Genomic DNA, 15,596 nt, shown 5'->3' with positions numbered 1-15,596 from the left:
GTAAGCTGCTAGCGGCGGTGCGGGCAAGAGCACTTTCAACCCTAAGTGAAATCAAATCCGTTTCCATTGATTAGAAAGTGCAACCCAGGCGTTGGCCGTGGCCGATACCGGCAGCCCCCCCTAAGCGCCCAACCCAACGGGCGTCCCCTTTGCGCGGCAATCCTTCGACCAAACGTGCCAATAGGGTTGTGTACGGCTGCTAAATTCAGCATTTTCAACACTGTCTTCACATAACAAAACCCGCCCCAACCAAAGGACATGACGCCATCAAAATACTCTTTGTTGTCTCAGGTCACTTTGGCCACATGGATTTCGGTGGACTTGGGGTTGTCAGGCTTGGACAAGCTTTGAGCGCGCGAGGTCACACTGTGCGGTGGATGACCTTTGGCCCTCAAATCGCAAGGCTTCGAAGCCACGGCTGCAAAGTAGCAAATGTAGAGGAGATTGAACTCCTCAAACTCGGGGCGTTAAATTCGGTCGCGCAAGTGGCCCAGCACCCAAAAGTACAGAACCGCAGGATCACCGCGCTCAAGAGCTTTTTACAACGATTGCAAACCAGCAAACCCGACTTGGTCATCATGGACCGGTTATTGATTGGCGCTCAGTTAGCGGTCCAACAACTTGATATTCCTTACCTTTCGATCGGAACACCGGGTGGGTATTGGCGTTTTGACGACCGATCCACCCTGACGCGTGCCAATATTTTTCAAGAAAACAAGCCAATCACATCCTATCAGAAATACAGCGAAACCCTAAAACGGTCGCTCGCTTGGCCCAGGGGTGGGTTTGGCTCGGCTTGGGTGCATTCACCATATGGCAACCTGCACTTCATGCCGAGCGATTTTTACCCCTCACAGCCCGATCAAAAAAGCAGAAGCCTTCATCACCACTCCACTTGCGCGGCTCCAAAAACAGGCCATCGGCTGGGTCTTTCATTTGGCAATCAAGGTGATATTTCTCGCTTCCAGTCCTTGGTTGAGACTTTGATTGAAAACCGCCCCAGCGGTCTTGGGGTCGATATATTCGCAGGGAGTAACCAAGAGGTGAAAGCGCATTTTGACGCTTTCACACATCAGTCTGACATGCGTGTGTTTGGCTGGACAGAATTTTCCAAGGTGATGCCCAACCTGTCATCCTTGGTCTTTTTAGGAGGCGTCGGCAGCATTTGGCACTGCATTGAGCACGGTATTCCGATGATGATTGCACCGGGCCACACGGGTGATCAGGTGATCAATGCTCAGCGGGTTGCCGCCCTTGGAATGGGCCTACACTTGGATGACGGTCAGGATGATAAGGCAACCTTGGCCTCTGTCATGGATCTCTCAAGACTGCAGGTTTTCAGCACGACTGTAGCGGCTTATGCGGCCCCCGAAAAATACTCGACGACCCTGGAAGGGTATTGTGATCGAATAGGACTATTCGATTTTTGACGTCCAAGGCCTGCTTTGAAAGACTATGCAGCCTGGGGAAAAGGGCCACGCTCGTCACTGCGCGGCCCTGTTTGTTTTGTTAGCTACGGGATGGGTAAGTACCGACTAATGCGATGCAATAGCGAATTACCGCGGTAGGGTCGATCGTGGAAAAGCTCAGACTACCACCGGTATTGGCGATCATCTGAGGCGACATCTGATTGTTGAATGGCTGGTCCGAATAGATCGTTTCGGTGCCAGTCCCGCTTGGAGGAGCCGCTGCCAAAAGTTTACGGCCCGGTCCCGCTTTGTCACCATCCTCATTATTGGCATTCACCAAATGGTTGTGGCTCGCCATTTGAGATTCGGTTAGCACAGTATATTCAGCACCGCCTCTTTGCCCCCATGTACGATTGCTCAGACCTGGCCCGTGCCCCGCACCAACGGGCGTGCGGCCGCGCAAGTCCGGCAACGCGAAACTGGTCCGACCGTCGCCACCATAAGTGGTCCCCAGCAAGGAAAACAATGCAGTATTGCTTGAAATAGCAAGAATTTGGCCATCGGCACTTGCCCAACCGCGTGGGCAAAACCCCCAAATTCCCATGGCCGCAATTTCACCAATAAACGGAGAGGAGTCGGCCTTGGCCTGGCTTGGAAGCGACACAGTTGTTATCGCTATAGCAATTGCGGGAAGTGCAAATTGCACCAGTTTCTTCATCATCGTCATTTTAATCTCCTAAGTCTCTTAGGCAGGCCATCTTGTGTGGCCGCTTTGGCTAACTGAGTAGGGTTTGAATTCCTGAGCATCAGCTGCGCGAGGGGTAAACACCTTGCGTTGCAATGCAGTGATAAAGGGGCAAGAATGGATCCAATGTATTAATGGCAGTCCCACCACCTGAATTCCCAATCATTGTGGGATTCATTGTGACATTTGGAGGGAGTTCTGAGTAAATCGTTTCATTGCCCGTGCCACCAGTTGGAGCCGCCGCCAGAAGTTTGCGCCCAGGACCTGGTTTGTCGCCATCCAAATTGTTGGCATTAACCGCATGAGTATGCGTCGGCATCGTTGCGACTGTCATGTTTGTAGTCTCAGCCCCACCCCGCGCACCGGCATTGTAAGACGTTAGACCCGGCCCATTGCCTTGCCCAATACCCGCACGACTACGCAAGTCTGGAAGACCAAAGGTCGTGCGCCCGTCACCACCAAATTGTGTTCCAAGCAGAGAGAACAAGGCAGAATTTTCCGAAACCGATATTAGCGTGCCATCCGCCAGGTGCCACCCTCTCGGACAGAAGTTGAACCCAACGATCATAATATCGCCAATATAGGGGTTTGTCCCAGCCTTGGCGGTTTCCGGAACGCTCCCGAGACCCGTTGCTAAGGCCAATGCGATCACCGTCGAAACGGTCTTGATTTTGAAATTTTTCATAGTTTCACCTATTTATTAAGAGCAAAACATGTGGACTTTTGTCAGCATGGTTGCCCTTCATGTATCGTTAGATTGGTCTTAGTTGCGCGACGGGAATAAACCCTCCAATGCGATGCAATAACGGATCGCGACATACGGATCTTGAATCGAAAGCGGCTGATTGCCACCACTGTTCTGGATCATCTGAGATGACATCTGAACGGTCGGCCCTTGAGACGAATAGATCGTTTCAGACCCTGCACCGTTTGGTGGTGCTGCTGCCAAAAGCTTGCGGCCGGGACCGGGTTTATCTCCGTCCAGATTGTTGGCGTTAACCGCATGGTTGTGGCTGGGCAGATTATTGACTGTTAAGGTTACCCTTTCAGCCCCAAACTTTTGTCCTTCCTGCCGCACTGTCAGACCCGGGCCACTTCCCTGTCCCATTGCACGCCGACCACGCAGGTCAGGCAGGCCAAACGTGGTCCGGCCGTCTCCGCCATAGGTTGTTCCCAGAAGAGAGAACAAAGCGGAGTATTGTGCAATAGAGAGCAACTGCCCTTCCGCGCCCGCCCAACCGCGCGGGCAAAAGGTTTCACCCACGGCTAAGATATCACCAAGATACGGGTCTGTGCCTGCCTGCGCTTGTTGAGGTGTGTGGAAAAGGGTCACGGCTAGAGCTAGGGTAGCAGCGAGAACAGAACTCTTGTTACCAATCATTGAAACCTCCATTAATTAAGCATCCAGAAAATAGGTTTTAATTAATCATTAATACCCGGCGATGTTGCAACAAAAATCTGGAAAAACCAAAAACTAATCTATTGCGAAAGCAAAAATCACAGGTTGTCGGCCGTGTGTTCTGACTGTGACGTAAATCGGCCTTCAAACAACCGGATAAACAAAGTCCAACATGCGTTTGGCCTGGGCTCCGGCGGGCTGAAAATCGTCTTGCCCGTCCGTGATCACAAGGGCCAAGTTTGCGAACTCATCGGCCAGATGGGGGGCGTGGCGCTCCGCATAGGCCCCCAGCGACTTGGTGATCACCGATCCATCGGCATCCATCATTTCCTTCAGCGGCACGAGAGGCGCGCTTAGCTCTGCGGATGGCGGCGACAGGGTGCTGGCGCAGGTCGGGGTCAGTGTCGACGTCGTTTCGCGAGAGGCTTCAAACAGCACATCAAACAGGGCCATCAGATCAGCGGTTTTAGTCAGCGACAAAGGTTTTGCTCCCGATTTTTTGGTTCACCCAAGCCCCTTGGTCAGCCCTTCGAACCACAAACGGGCCGATCACCAAGACGTCAAGCTGCGTGTTCAAGAAACAATCCACCGCATCTTGAGGACTGCAAATAATGGGTTCGCCGCGTACGTTAAACGACGTGTTCAAAAGCATCGGACAGCCTGTCAGATCAAAAAACGCCTGAAGAATATCAGCGGCGCGTGTGGATTTGTCTGCGGGGGCCAGTGTCTGCAACCTGGCGCTGTTATCGACATGGGTTACAGCCGAGAAATCGCTGGTTACCGCGCGCATCAATTCCAATGGTTGATGCAACCCGGATGCGCGCGCATCCTTAAGCGAGGTCTCGTGTTGAAACTGTGCTTTCAGCGTCGCAACCATGAGCATAAAGGGGCTGTCGCTGGGTCCGTCAAAGAAGGTCTCGGCCTGATCCTTGAGAACCATGGGGGCGAATGGCCGCCAGCTTTCCCGGAATTTGATCTTTAGGTTCACTCGGGTCAGCATGTCGTCGGGACGCGGGTCCGCCAAAATCGACCTGTTCCCGAGCGATCGTGGCCCAAATTCCATATGCCCATCAAAATGACCAACAATCAGCCCCTCTGACAGGGCATTGGCGGTCACTGCAGGCACATCCTTTGGTTCGTCCCAAGACAAACCAGCATTGTCCAAAGCCGTCATAATCGCCCGACGGTTAAACGAGGGCCCCAAAAATCCACCGCGCATCTGATCAAATGCCCCCGGCGACCGGGCCCCGCCGTCGCGTTGAACCGCAACTTCCAAAGCCGCGCCAAGTGCCCCGCCCGCATCCCCTGCCGCCGGTTGTATCCAAAGATTTTCCAACCCCGGAACTTTCGCAATCAAGGCGCTGTTGGCGACGCAATTCAGTGCGACCCCACCCGCCAAACACAGGTTGCCCTGGCCACTTTTCTCAAGCGTCGTTGTCGCCAATGAGATGAGGGCCTGTTCAAGAACCGCTTGGGCAGAGGCCGCAACATCCATAAAGTGCTGATCGATGGGGGCATCGGCACTCCGAGACGGGCGACCAAACAGGTGCTCAAACAACGGGCTAATGGTGCTGACATCTGTATCAAATCTGAAAAACGGCATGTTGAGTTGAAAGGAACCATCCGCCTTGAGATCAATGACATGATCAAGGATTTTCCCGGCAAATTTCGGTTGGCCAAAGGGGGCCAACCCCATCAACTTATATTCGCCGGAATTGACCTTGAAACCGCAATATTGGGTAAACGCGCTGTAGAACAGGCCAAGGGAATTGGGAAAGGTGATCTCTCCGAGCGGTTCCAAGCCCGAACTATCGCCGCCCCACAGGCTCGTTGTTGACCATTCGCCAACACTGTCAACGACCAACACAGCCGCCGTCTCAAAGGGTGACGGGTAGAACGCTGATGCGGCATGCGACCGGTGATGCGGCACGCATATAATTCGGCTTGGATCATCGCATATGCGCTGCAATTGATTGGGGAGACCCTGCCCATATGTTCGCATCATCCGCAAAGTTCGCGGCCAGAGGGCCGCCCCCCGCGGTGCCGTATTGCGTGCATTGTTCAGCACGCGGTCCAACTTGAGTGCGGGGTTTTCATAATAGGCCAACGAGAATTCAGTCGACGGATCTGGTAGTTGTGACAGACAGAAGTCAATTGCGTGCTTTGGAAAGCTCCAATCGGCCTTTTTGCGCGTAAACCTTTCCTCTTGGGCCGCAGCCACAATCGTTTGCCCTCGGATCAAAACCGCAGCTGAGTCATGAAAATGTGACGAAACCCCAAGGATATACCCATCGTTACTCACCCTCTTGCCCCCCTATTTGCGCCACCAAATCCTTGGCCGGTTTGACCAAGCGGCTGGCGTATTTTTGGTTGGCCGTTTGGTTGGGATGGGCATCTTGGGGTAGAAAACTGTGGGTCTTATCCAAGGGGACCGAGATATCGAGACACCCATCAAAGCGGGCCCGGACAGCATTGTTGAACCCTCGATCTTGCTGATCGAGCAAGGCGAAGCGAATGGGGCAACTATGTTGTTTGGCCAGCTTTTGAATCTCAGACAAAATGGCCAGCGTTGCTGAATCAATCATAGGATTGTCCGGTAAAAACACGTCAAATCCGCCCTGCTGCAAAGCCGGCTGCCAGATGGGCACATAGTGAATGGTGTTACGCCCAGCTCGGCCTTGGCGAAGCACAGGAACGTGCTCAACCCCAAGCTCATACCATTCCTTGCTTAAAAACTGCCGCATCCGGCGTGGATGGGCAATGTTGCGAAACCGATGGTCGCTAAAAATCGCAAAAATTGCAGCGTCGACATCACCAGCCTTGAGATCACGACGAAACTGCAAAAAGTTTTGCACCGTACTATGACCGCCAATGCCTCGGTTCACGAAACGCACATTCGGAAGGCTTTTTTGCAACCGGGCGACATAGGTTTCGTTATCGGTCAAGCCTGTGCCATAGGTGAAAGAACACCCGTAAATCGCCAGCTTCGGACCAGTCTTTTGTGCAGGAACACGACGCCACCCGTCAGGATCGATGTTTTGCACAACCTCAGGTCGAAACCGGACACGCACCCCGTAATTAGGAGTTAGCGACCATCCCAAAACCGGATCAGGGCGAAACAGCAACCGGGGCTTGGCGACGATTTTTTGGGGTGACGCAATCACTCGGAGCCCCGCGCAAAAATGCACCGGGCAATCCGCGATGACCTTCCTGTTTGGGTCACCCTAAAACCCGAAAAATATGCAAACGCAATGCTCATACCCCCTCAATACTGTCGAATAAAACGAGGGGCAACAATGCATAGATGCCATGGAGGAGGAGCACGCAATTGCAGGCTGTCGCGTGTTCCGATAGCATCAACAGTCCAAGACCCTAGGTAGCCGGATCGCCCCATGTCAACTGACCCAAATTTCGACCGTTTCGTTGCAGTAGGCGGTCTTGGTGGAAGCGGCACCCGCGTTGTTGCTCAGATCTTGGACAAAATGGGGTTTTACCTCGGACCTGTGCTCAACCCGCAGATGGACAGCATCCTTTTTACCCTTCTTTTCAAACGCTCCGACTGGATAACCACCTTTCCAAGCGATCAGGACATTGATCGTATCGCCGAAATATTCCAAATCGCGATGCGCAGCGGCGTTCGCAGCGCCTTCAAGAACTTAGACCAAGACGAGGCAAAGCAGCTTTTTCAAAAAACACGCAGCTATGGCGTGACGCGCGACTGGTTCGATCAGATAATGGCCAGCCCTCCTCCCAAACAGAAACGATTTTCGGGCGTGGCGTGGAAAGAACCCAACACGCATGTGTTCCTGCCGCAGCTTTTGAAGCGATTTCCTGAACTGAAATACATTCACGTCATACGCAACGGATTGGATATGGCGCTAAGCGGAAATAAGCAGCAACTGACCAACTGGGGGGCGCGTTTTGGCATTTCCCCCAATCAGGATGCGTCATCCCCAAATGTGCAGCTGCAATTCTGGCTCGCGGCCAACAAGAGGGTTGTGGAGATCGGAAAAACGATGCCACCGGGCCAGTTTTACCTTTTGAACTACGATGCCCTCTGCGCTGATTTTAGCAGTGAACTGCCTTTGATCGAAGCGTTTCTTGATCGCAAGCTGAGTGCCGAAGACAAAAGCCGTTTCGCCGAATATATCGGCTCAAGCTCAATAGGGCGCTTTCGGTCAGCCCCAACTGGCACATTCACTGAACAAGAGCGCGACGCCGTTCGCCAGTTTGGCTTTGACGTGGAGTGATCGGATAGCCCTTTGTTATTCGGGCACTATCATTGCTTGGTCCAACAACTCTTCATAAAGACGTAACGCCGTTGGATCCCTTATTTCAGGCAATGGCCCTGCATTATTGCTACTGCGCAGGGCGTTTTCAAAGAACACGGCCCCGGTGTCTCCGGTCGCCCGCAAACCAAGATCATTTGCGATTTGATCAACCCCGCGGAGGTATTTTTCGGTCGGCCAGTCAAAACAGACCACTGGGAAGGGCCGCTCTTGCAGGATTTCCAACAGCTTGCGGTTATAGCGTTTCCAAAGCGTCACGGCGGGCAGCTCGGGGGCAAGATTGGGACCGCGTCGCAAAAGCGATTTCTCAACCGCTTTGGGGTGTCGAAAGGTGCCCACAAACTGAAAGTCGAGGCCGGTTTCTTGCCAAAACGGCAACGTGAAAAGCGTGCGCGGATCCTTAAAACCCCAGGCCTTGATGTCGCAATATTTGGCAATATGGGCATCGCGGCGGCGGCGCAGCGCATCATCCCAGACCATCCTTCTGGGCGGCGAATCCCAGCGACCGCCATTAAGCACGAGAAGATCATCGTTGATTTTCATCCTCTCAAGATTTTCTTTATTGCCTTTGGAGTTAAATTTGGCTTGGTTCACAACTTCGCCCAAAAACAGCCCACGCTCTTCAAGGCTTCCTGCAAGGCTGCTGGTGCCGCTTCTGTGCATGCCCAAGATGCAGACAATGGTTTGGTCGCTGGGTCGCAAAGTCATCTGTTCGCCTGTGTTTTCATTCTGGCCATACTGCTGGGACATCGTTTGTTCCGACAAATCAGATCGCGGGCGACCACCTTAAGTTTCCGGTATTTTGCGCGGCTGACCATCTTCGTCCAATGCGACAAAAACGAAATCTGCATCGGTCACCTTTTCCGCAGTCTTGCCAAACCGATGACGTGCCCAAGCGTCGATATGAATCCGCATCGAGGATTTGCCGACATGTTTCAACGTGGCATAGAGTGTCACCTCATCCCCCACTTTGACCGGCCGAAGAAATTGCACCGCCTCAACCGCCACAGTCGCAGCGCGGCCTTGGGACACCCGGCCAGCCAAATTTCCAGCCGCAAGATCCATTTGCGACATCAACCAACCGCCAAAAATATCCCCCGCTGGATTTGTGTCGGCTGGCATGGCAACCGTTCTGATAACCAAAATACCTTCGTCTTGTTGGCGCCCGTGTGCGCTGCGCTCCCGTGCGCGTTCTAAACTGGTGCGTTGGTCGTCATTCATGTGGGCGATCCCTTGTTGCGAGTGCGGCTGACTGTTTCAATCGTCATTGCACAATATGCAACGACATCTTTCAATCGAAAGGCCGTTCGCACCGGCTCAAAGGCACGTCGTGATCACTTTCTGACACAGATGCGTAGTGTCTGGGTCCTGAAAAGACATGACAAAAACGGTCACGCGCTAAGGCCGCGATACCGCATGACAGGTATTTGAACCAGCCCCGTCGCCCGCCCCACAGGCCGGCCACGCAAAAACCGCAGTCTTTGTATGCGCCAAAGAATTTGTCACCGTCGCAGCATGGCAATGAAAAACAGGCCTCCGATCAAGCCTGTGACAATACCGATTGGGATGTCTTCCGGGGCCATGACAGTGCGCGCAGCGATGTCCGCCCACAACAGAAAAACGCCGCCAACCAATGCCGAGACCGGCAAAACGCGCAAGTAATCTCCGCCAACCAACAGACGCACCACATGGGGCACCATCAGCCCGATAAAGCCAATCAATCCAGAAAAGGCGACCATGACTCCGGTGATCAAGGCCCCCACAACAAACACCGAGAGCCGGAAACGGGCGACAGGAATGCCCAACGTCGCGGCCGTTTCATCACCAATCGTCATGGCATTCAGCCGAGGGGCTTGCAGGTATAACCAGGCTCCGCTGAGCACCAGAATTGTTAGGGGATAGACAAGATGCGTCCACTGCGCGAGGCCAAGCCCACCCAACATCCAGAAAACCACTGTGTGCGACGCTTTCGGTTCTCCGAAAAATATCAAGAGGTTAGCCCCTGCCATAATCACAAATGAGACTGCCACCCCTGCCAAAACCAACCGATCGGCGCTTGTGGCTGCAGCGAATTGTGAGACGCTCAAAACCAACAATGTGGCCATCAAAGCGCCGACAAAGGCCATAAGCGGCACTGTCAGTAACCCAAGAAACATCCCGGTATGCAACAAGGCCAATATCGCGCCAAACGCCCCGCCTGATGATATGCCCAGAAGGTGCGGATCCGCGAGCGGATTGCGGGTCACAGCTTGTAGCGAAGCGCCCACCATTGCCAAACCTGCCCCGACCATCATCGCCAAAATCGCACGGGGAAACCGGATGTCCCATACAATTGCCGCGCGCCCCTTGGACCACGTCGGATCGGCGCTCGATAGGCCTGTCTTATGAAAGAAAACACCCCATACCGTCTCTATCGGCACGGAAACCGCGCCGACAGAAATTGCAAAAGACAGGGACAAACCCAGCAAAATCAGGCTGCCAATGATGGCCGCGCTAAATGGGATGCGTCGGGTTTGCCCATGCGTCATTATTGGCCCCAAAACCCTGTGGCCAGCTTCTGAACCGCCTTGATGTTCCGTGGCCCGGGCGTTGCCTCGACGTATTCCAGCACAACAAACCGGTCATTCTTGACCGCGTCCATATCGGCAAAGGCAGGATTTCCCATCATAAAGGCACGCTTTTCCTCGGCTGTGACATTGCCGTAATTCACGATCACAACAACCTCGGGGTTGCGTTCAACAACCTCTTCCCAGGTGACGGTGGCCCAGCTTTTTTCAAAATCATCCAAAATGTTCTGGCCGCCAGCGGCCTCGATCAAGGCGGTTGGCATGGCATAACGCCCCGCGGTAAAGGGCGTATCTTCGCCGCTGTCATAGACAAAAACCCGCAGCGGATCGCCGGTTTGCAAAGTCGCGCTAAAGTCGGCCAATTCGGTTTTATACCCGTCGACCAGCTCTTGGGCTTTGGCTTCGATGTCAAAAATCCGCCCAAGGTTGAGGATGTCATTATACATGTCATCCATGCTGACCTTGGGTTTTGCGCCGATGTGGATACAGCTTTCGGTGAGCTCATAAACCTTGATGTCAAACGGGGCGAGTGTTTCGGGGGTCACTTCACCGCCGACTTTCATGCCATAGTTCCACCCGGCGAAAAAGAAGTCCGCATCCGCACCGATCAAAACCTCTTTGGTCGGATATTTGGCCGACAGTTCGGGAAGAGCTTCGACGCCATCGCGCATCTCTTCGTCCAGAGTTTTCCAGCCAGAGATGCCGGTATAACCAACCATTTTGTCGGCAAGTCCCAGCACCAGCATCATCTCTGTCAGATTGACGTCATTCGAAATCGCCGCCTTGGGCGGGGTATCAAACGTCACTTCGCGATTACAGCTGTTGACCGTGGTCTCTGCAAAAGCAGCGCCAGAGGCAAAAAGCAGCCCCAAAGTAAGAGCGGAGTGTTTCATTCAAGTTCCTTTGTCAGGGTTTGATGGGGGGGAAGGTGATAAGACAGATGCGGTTTGCGACTGTGACTAAGGTGTTCCCGCTGGGCCCGAACATGGAAAATCTCGGAGACCAGCGTTTCATCCAGAATGTCTATTGGGGCCCCAAACCCACGCGGAGACCCATTTTTGAGCACAAGAACGCAGTCACAGACTTCTGCGGCAAGGTTCAGGTCATGCAACGAGGTGACAATGGTCAGGTCCAGATCGCGGATCAGTTGCAGCACATCGAGCTGATGGCGGATGTCCAGATGGTTGGTTGGTTCATCAAGCACAAGCACCTGTGGTTCTTGGGCCAACGCACGGGCCACCATAACCCTCTGGCGTTCGCCACCCGACAGTGTCGACAGGCTGCGATTGGCGAAACCGTGCAGGTCGAGCCGATCCAGCGCCGCTTCAATGACGTTGTTGTCGCGGTACCCCGGCGTGGAAATCCCGCGTCGATGCGGCACCCGGCCAAGCGCCACTATTTCGCGCACGCTGAGCGCAAAATCGGTTGGCTGCTCTTGCAAAACGGCCGCCACCTTGCGTGCGATCGCCCGCTGCGGCAGCGATTTCAACGTGGTGTCCCCGATGCAGATGTCACCGGTCAGTGGCTGATTAAAGCCGTAAATCAGACGCAAAAGGGTGGTCTTGCCAGCACCGTTGGGGCCGACAACCCCCATGACTTGCCCTGCTTCAACGTGAAAGCTCGTCTCTTTCAACAGCAAAGGATCGCGTTTGCGCGGTGCCCATGTCACGCTGTTAACCGTAAGGGATTGCGCCGTCATGATATTGGCTCCTGACGGTCTTCCAAAGCAATGATCGTTGCAGGAATGCGCGCCAATGTCGTCTTGCGCAACTTGCCCGGTCGGTCGACGGACGAACACCAGCCATCATGCAAAACCGCATATTGTTTGGCAAAGTCCACCAGCGCCTCGATGTCTTGATCCGCGTCAATGTCGCCAAACAGATACGACGCCTTGCGAGATGCATAATAGGCCACGGTGCAAGGCCGATCACAGCCTGCCATACAGGCCGTCCCCGCGATTTCAAAATCTTCTGAAATGGTGTCTCCGGCGGCTTTGATCGCTGCGTCCAATCGCTTGATCAATTCATAACCGGGTTGGCAGGTGTCGCCCTTGTGCCGACAAGATGTGCAAATGGTAATTCGATGTGTGCTGGTCCGGTTCATTTCGCCCTCCGCAAAGCTGCGGGGCGTCGGGACAGAAACCAGTGATGTCAGCGGCAAGAGCCGTCACAGCCATATCGGCCTCCTTCCAGGGCACCCCGCCCGGGTTGAGTTACGTCAATGACGGCAGGTCTCCTGACTCGCGGCTGTGCGCCTCCCCTACCTTCCCAAACCCAACTTGGGCCCAGTGGTATTCAGAGCAGGCTCACCGCTTACAGTTGCGGGGGCAGTCACGGAATTGGCGCCTGATGGCTACACCTCACCGTGTTCCCTTTTCATCCCGGTCTGCGCTTGTGCGCCCGAGAACCATCGAAAGCAGGGATGGCCTGACATGAAAACAAAGTCAATCCGAAACAACCGCTCCGAAATGGTCTGAGCGGGTTGATGTCTGATAAGGCGGCAGCGGTGTGGAAACGCCCGATCACGCATGTGCCACGCGCGCATATATTGGCGTGTCTTGCTCAGCTGTATCGAGAAGACGACATGAGCCAGGCCCCTTTGGGCCGGCACATATTATCAAGAGCGGATCGTAACGTCAGCAGAGACACTGCAATTTGCGATTGTTGCGGCGTTTTTCAGGTCGTTCTCTTCGGCTCTGATCTCGGCTCGTTTTCGAGACAATCCATGAGCCAACCAGCGATCAACAAGCCGCTGACGCAAAGTTTCAAGTGGAACATCCAGCGCGATTGTTACATCCCAAAAATCCGCCATATCCCGCCAGCCCGCTGCGTCATGGAGCAGATAATTGCCCTCCACAACAACTGTGTCGCATGTCGGATCGACCACACCGGCCCCCGCAATGGCGATATCACGGGACCGGTCGAAAACCGGGTAATACACAGTATCGTCTTTTGGCAGCGCGGTGATCAAACGCAAAAGCCCCTGAACATCAAAGGTTTCGGGGGCTCCTTTGCGATCCAGCACTCCAAGCGACGTCAGAATGCGGTTATCCAGATGAAAACCATCCATCGGCACAACCTGCGCACGACACCCAACCTGTGTCAGCTCGCGTGCCACGTTTTCCGCCAAGGTCGATTTCCCGGAGGCCGGTGGCCCGGCAAGAGCCACCAGCCTCCGACGTGATTTGCGAGATGCCATCTGGATGTGATCGATAAGCGCCTCAACAGACAGTGAAGGGTCATCCATCATGCAACATCTTGTGCCGGCGGCTCCTTGGCCCCTGTCATAAAGGCCACCGCGTCGGACATGGTGTAATCCTTGGGGTCAATCGTACAGAGCCGCTTGCCCAACCGGTGGATATGAATCCGGTCGGCCACCTCAAAAACATGCGGCATGTTGTGGCTGATCAGAATGATCGGAATGCCCCTTGATCGCACGTCCTGTATCAGCTCAAGCACTTTGCGGCTTTCCTTGACGCCCAGCGCCGCCGTCGGTTCGTCCATAATGATGAACTTGGTGGCAAAGGCTGCGGCGCGCGCAACGGCAACCCCCTGACGTTGCCCACCTGAGAGCGTTTCCACCGGCTGCTTGATCGACTGCACAGTCATCAAGCCCAGCTCTGTCAGCTTGTCTCGGGCAAATTTCTCCATCGCTGGCTTGTCCAACATCCGCAGGACTTTCCCCATCCATCCGGGTTTGCGGATTTCGCGGCCGGTAAACATGTTGTCGGCGATAGACAGGGCTGGAGACAGGGCAAGGTTCTGGTAGACGATCTCGATCCCCATGTCTCGCGCTTCGATAGGCGAGGTGAAATGAACCGGCTGACCTTCGATCAAAATCTCGCCTTCGTCCGGGATGGTGGCACCACAGATTGCCTTAACAATTGATGACTTCCCTGCCCCGTTATCGCCGATTACAGCCAGGATTTCGCCGGGTCGCAGCTCAAAGTCTGAGTGGTCGATTGCGGTCACGTGGCCATAGCGCTTCACGATGCCGCGGGCTTGTACAACTGGAGTAGTCATTATGCTGAAACCCTTCTGATCCATTGGTCGATGGCGACCGCAATAATGATGAGCCAACCGATGGCAAAGACCTGCCACAGAACATCTACGCCAGACAGACGCAGGCCAGAGCGGAACACACCCACAATCAGCGCGCCAAACAAGGCCCCCATAATCGACCCTCTCCCGCCGAACAAAGAGATGCCACCGATCACCACAGCGGTGATACTATCGAGATTGCCTTCGTAAAAGCTTTGCGGAGAGATCGAGCCCACACGGCCAATGGATGCCCAGCCCGCCAAGGCGCATACAAAACCAGCCAGACCATAAACCGACAACAGCGTTCGGTCTGTGCGAATGCCCGACATCTCAGCGGCCTCTTTGTCATCGCCAATCGCATAAACATGACGGCCCCAGGCGGTCTTGTTCAGCATGAACCAAAGCACGAGAAAGACGACAATCATCAAGATCGCGCTCAGGGTGATGCGCGCACCGCCGACGTTGAACGCTTGGCCGAAGAATTTCAGGAATGGCGCTTCGCTGTCGATGTCTTGCCCACGAATGGATTGCGCGCCCGAAAGCCACAGCAACAAGGCGTAAAAGATCGACCAAGTGCCCAGCGTTGTGATGAAAGGCGGCAGTTTAATCCGCGTGATCAGTAAACCGTTCATCATGCCTGCGCCGATGCCGCCGCCCAGGCCAATCAGAATAGCAAAAACGGTCGGGACGCCCGCGAAAACCGCCAGATTGCCCATGATGACAGCCATCAAAACCATGATGGCGGCGACGGACAAGTCAATGCCAGCAGTGATGATGATCAGCGATTGCGCCGCCGCCAGAATGCCGATGATTGATACTTGCTGAAGGATCAACGAAAGGTTGAAGGCCGAAAAGAAACGCTCTCCTGCGATCAATCCAAAAGCGATCAAGCTAATCACCAACACGATAACGGGAACCAGCGTTGGGTTGTTGTGGAGCAAATGTTGAAGGCGCTCCAACGGTGTGTGATTGTCGCGCTTGAAATTGGCGACCTGCGACGCGCTTTTGTCCAGGGTTCGCTCGAACTCCTGTCCCTTGGCGGCGTTGGGTGTATCAGACATGGCGTTCTCCTTGCGTTGACCTTAAGTCGCGGCAGCGGTTTGCGTCAAAGAATTGCATTGGAATCGAAAAAAGCCGGGGCACATTG

At 54.3% G+C, this 15,596-nt stretch carries 17 protein-coding genes and 1 riboswitch; of the genes, 2 read left to right on the top strand and 15 right to left on the bottom strand.

The window, feature by feature from the left end:
• Positions 1–377 precede the first annotated feature (377 nt).
• Positions 378–1,430 carry a glycosyltransferase gene (locus ACRBB0_RS26470; RefSeq protein ID WP_431377486.1) on the top strand — a complete coding sequence of 351 codons (1,053 nt, stop codon included), beginning with the start codon at positions 378–380 and terminating at the stop codon, positions 1,428–1,430.
• A 79-nt stretch (positions 1,431–1,509) separates the two neighbouring features.
• Here ACRBB0_RS26470 and ACRBB0_RS26465 read toward each other — a convergent pair whose 3' ends face one another.
• The 6 genes from ACRBB0_RS26465 to ACRBB0_RS26440 form a co-directional block, all read right to left on the bottom strand.
• The gene (locus ACRBB0_RS26465; RefSeq protein ID WP_431377466.1) at positions 1,510–2,136 is read right to left on the bottom strand and encodes a phage tail protein; all 627 of its coding nucleotides are present in this window, start codon (positions 2,134–2,136) and stop codon (positions 1,510–1,512) included.
• A gap of 79 nt (positions 2,137–2,215) precedes the next feature.
• On the bottom strand, positions 2,216–2,839 hold the full coding sequence (locus ACRBB0_RS26460; RefSeq protein ID WP_431377465.1) for a phage tail protein: 624 nt from the start codon (positions 2,837–2,839) through the stop codon (positions 2,216–2,218).
• A 78-nt stretch (positions 2,840–2,917) separates the two neighbouring features.
• The gene (locus ACRBB0_RS26455; protein WP_431377464.1) at positions 2,918–3,535 is read right to left on the bottom strand and encodes a phage tail protein; all 618 of its coding nucleotides are present in this window, start codon (positions 3,533–3,535) and stop codon (positions 2,918–2,920) included.
• A 162-nt stretch (positions 3,536–3,697) separates the two neighbouring features.
• On the bottom strand, positions 3,698–4,033 hold the full coding sequence (locus ACRBB0_RS26450) for a hypothetical protein (RefSeq protein ID WP_431377463.1): 336 nt from the start codon (positions 4,031–4,033) through the stop codon (positions 3,698–3,700).
• Positions 4,020–5,855, bottom strand: coding sequence for a carbamoyltransferase family protein (locus ACRBB0_RS26445; protein ID WP_431377462.1), 1,836 nt, complete (start codon positions 5,853–5,855; stop codon positions 4,020–4,022). The genes ACRBB0_RS26450 and ACRBB0_RS26445 overlap by 14 nt, the downstream gene beginning before the upstream one ends.
• On the bottom strand, positions 5,848–6,717 hold the full coding sequence (locus tag ACRBB0_RS26440; RefSeq protein ID WP_431377461.1) for a hypothetical protein: 870 nt from the start codon (positions 6,715–6,717) through the stop codon (positions 5,848–5,850). Before ACRBB0_RS26440 ends, ACRBB0_RS26445 begins: the two co-directional genes overlap by 8 nt.
• 228 nt (positions 6,718–6,945) lie before the next feature.
• On the opposite strand from ACRBB0_RS26440, the gene ACRBB0_RS26435 reads away from it, so the two are divergent.
• The gene (locus ACRBB0_RS26435) at positions 6,946–7,803 is read left to right on the top strand and encodes a sulfotransferase (protein WP_431377460.1); all 858 of its coding nucleotides are present in this window, start codon (positions 6,946–6,948) and stop codon (positions 7,801–7,803) included.
• A gap of 15 nt (positions 7,804–7,818) precedes the next feature.
• Here the strand turns inward: ACRBB0_RS26435 and ACRBB0_RS26430 are convergent, their stop codons facing one another.
• The 9 genes from ACRBB0_RS26430 to ACRBB0_RS26390 form a co-directional block, all read right to left on the bottom strand.
• Positions 7,819–8,592: a hypothetical protein gene (locus ACRBB0_RS26430; protein ID WP_431377459.1), complete on the bottom strand. Its 774-nt coding sequence runs from the start codon at positions 8,590–8,592 to the stop codon at positions 7,819–7,821.
• Between the two features lie 36 nt (positions 8,593–8,628).
• Positions 8,629–9,063, bottom strand: coding sequence for an acyl-CoA thioesterase (locus ACRBB0_RS26425; protein ID WP_431377458.1), 435 nt, complete (start codon positions 9,061–9,063; stop codon positions 8,629–8,631).
• A 281-nt stretch (positions 9,064–9,344) separates the two neighbouring features.
• The gene (locus ACRBB0_RS26420; protein ID WP_431377457.1) at positions 9,345–10,370 is read right to left on the bottom strand and encodes a FecCD family ABC transporter permease; all 1,026 of its coding nucleotides are present in this window, start codon (positions 10,368–10,370) and stop codon (positions 9,345–9,347) included.
• Positions 10,370–11,302, bottom strand: coding sequence for an ABC transporter substrate-binding protein (locus ACRBB0_RS26415; RefSeq protein ID WP_431377456.1), 933 nt, complete (start codon positions 11,300–11,302; stop codon positions 10,370–10,372). Before ACRBB0_RS26415 ends, ACRBB0_RS26420 begins: the two co-directional genes overlap by 1 nt.
• Positions 11,299–12,108 carry an ABC transporter ATP-binding protein gene (locus ACRBB0_RS26410; protein WP_431377455.1) on the bottom strand — a complete coding sequence of 270 codons (810 nt, stop codon included), beginning with the start codon at positions 12,106–12,108 and terminating at the stop codon, positions 11,299–11,301. The genes ACRBB0_RS26415 and ACRBB0_RS26410 overlap by 4 nt, the downstream gene beginning before the upstream one ends.
• Positions 12,105–12,512: a DUF1636 family protein gene (locus tag ACRBB0_RS26405; RefSeq protein ID WP_431377454.1), complete on the bottom strand. Its 408-nt coding sequence runs from the start codon at positions 12,510–12,512 to the stop codon at positions 12,105–12,107. Before ACRBB0_RS26405 ends, ACRBB0_RS26410 begins: the two co-directional genes overlap by 4 nt.
• A 105-nt stretch (positions 12,513–12,617) precedes the next feature.
• A riboswitch (cobalamin riboswitch) is annotated at positions 12,618–12,835 on the bottom strand.
• Between the two features lie 190 nt (positions 12,836–13,025).
• Positions 13,026–13,658 carry a nucleoside/nucleotide kinase family protein gene (locus ACRBB0_RS26400; RefSeq protein WP_431377453.1) on the bottom strand — a complete coding sequence of 211 codons (633 nt, stop codon included), beginning with the start codon at positions 13,656–13,658 and terminating at the stop codon, positions 13,026–13,028.
• Positions 13,655–14,455 (bottom strand): ATP-binding cassette domain-containing protein, encoded by an 801-nt coding sequence (locus ACRBB0_RS26395; RefSeq protein ID WP_431377452.1) that lies wholly within the window; start codon positions 14,453–14,455, stop codon positions 13,655–13,657. Before ACRBB0_RS26395 ends, ACRBB0_RS26400 begins: the two co-directional genes overlap by 4 nt.
• Positions 14,431–15,510 (bottom strand): ABC transporter permease, encoded by a 1,080-nt coding sequence (locus tag ACRBB0_RS26390; protein WP_431377451.1) that lies wholly within the window; start codon positions 15,508–15,510, stop codon positions 14,431–14,433. The genes ACRBB0_RS26395 and ACRBB0_RS26390 overlap by 25 nt, the downstream gene beginning before the upstream one ends.
• Between the last annotated feature and the right edge of the window lie 86 nt (positions 15,511–15,596).

The sequence above is a fragment of the Pelagimonas sp. genome (assembly GCF_050633425.1).
Lineage (GTDB): Bacteria > Pseudomonadota > Alphaproteobacteria > Rhodobacterales > Rhodobacteraceae > Pelagimonas.
The sequence above is the reverse complement of the archived record's forward strand: the minus strand, read 5'-3'. Positions and strand labels throughout refer to the sequence as shown.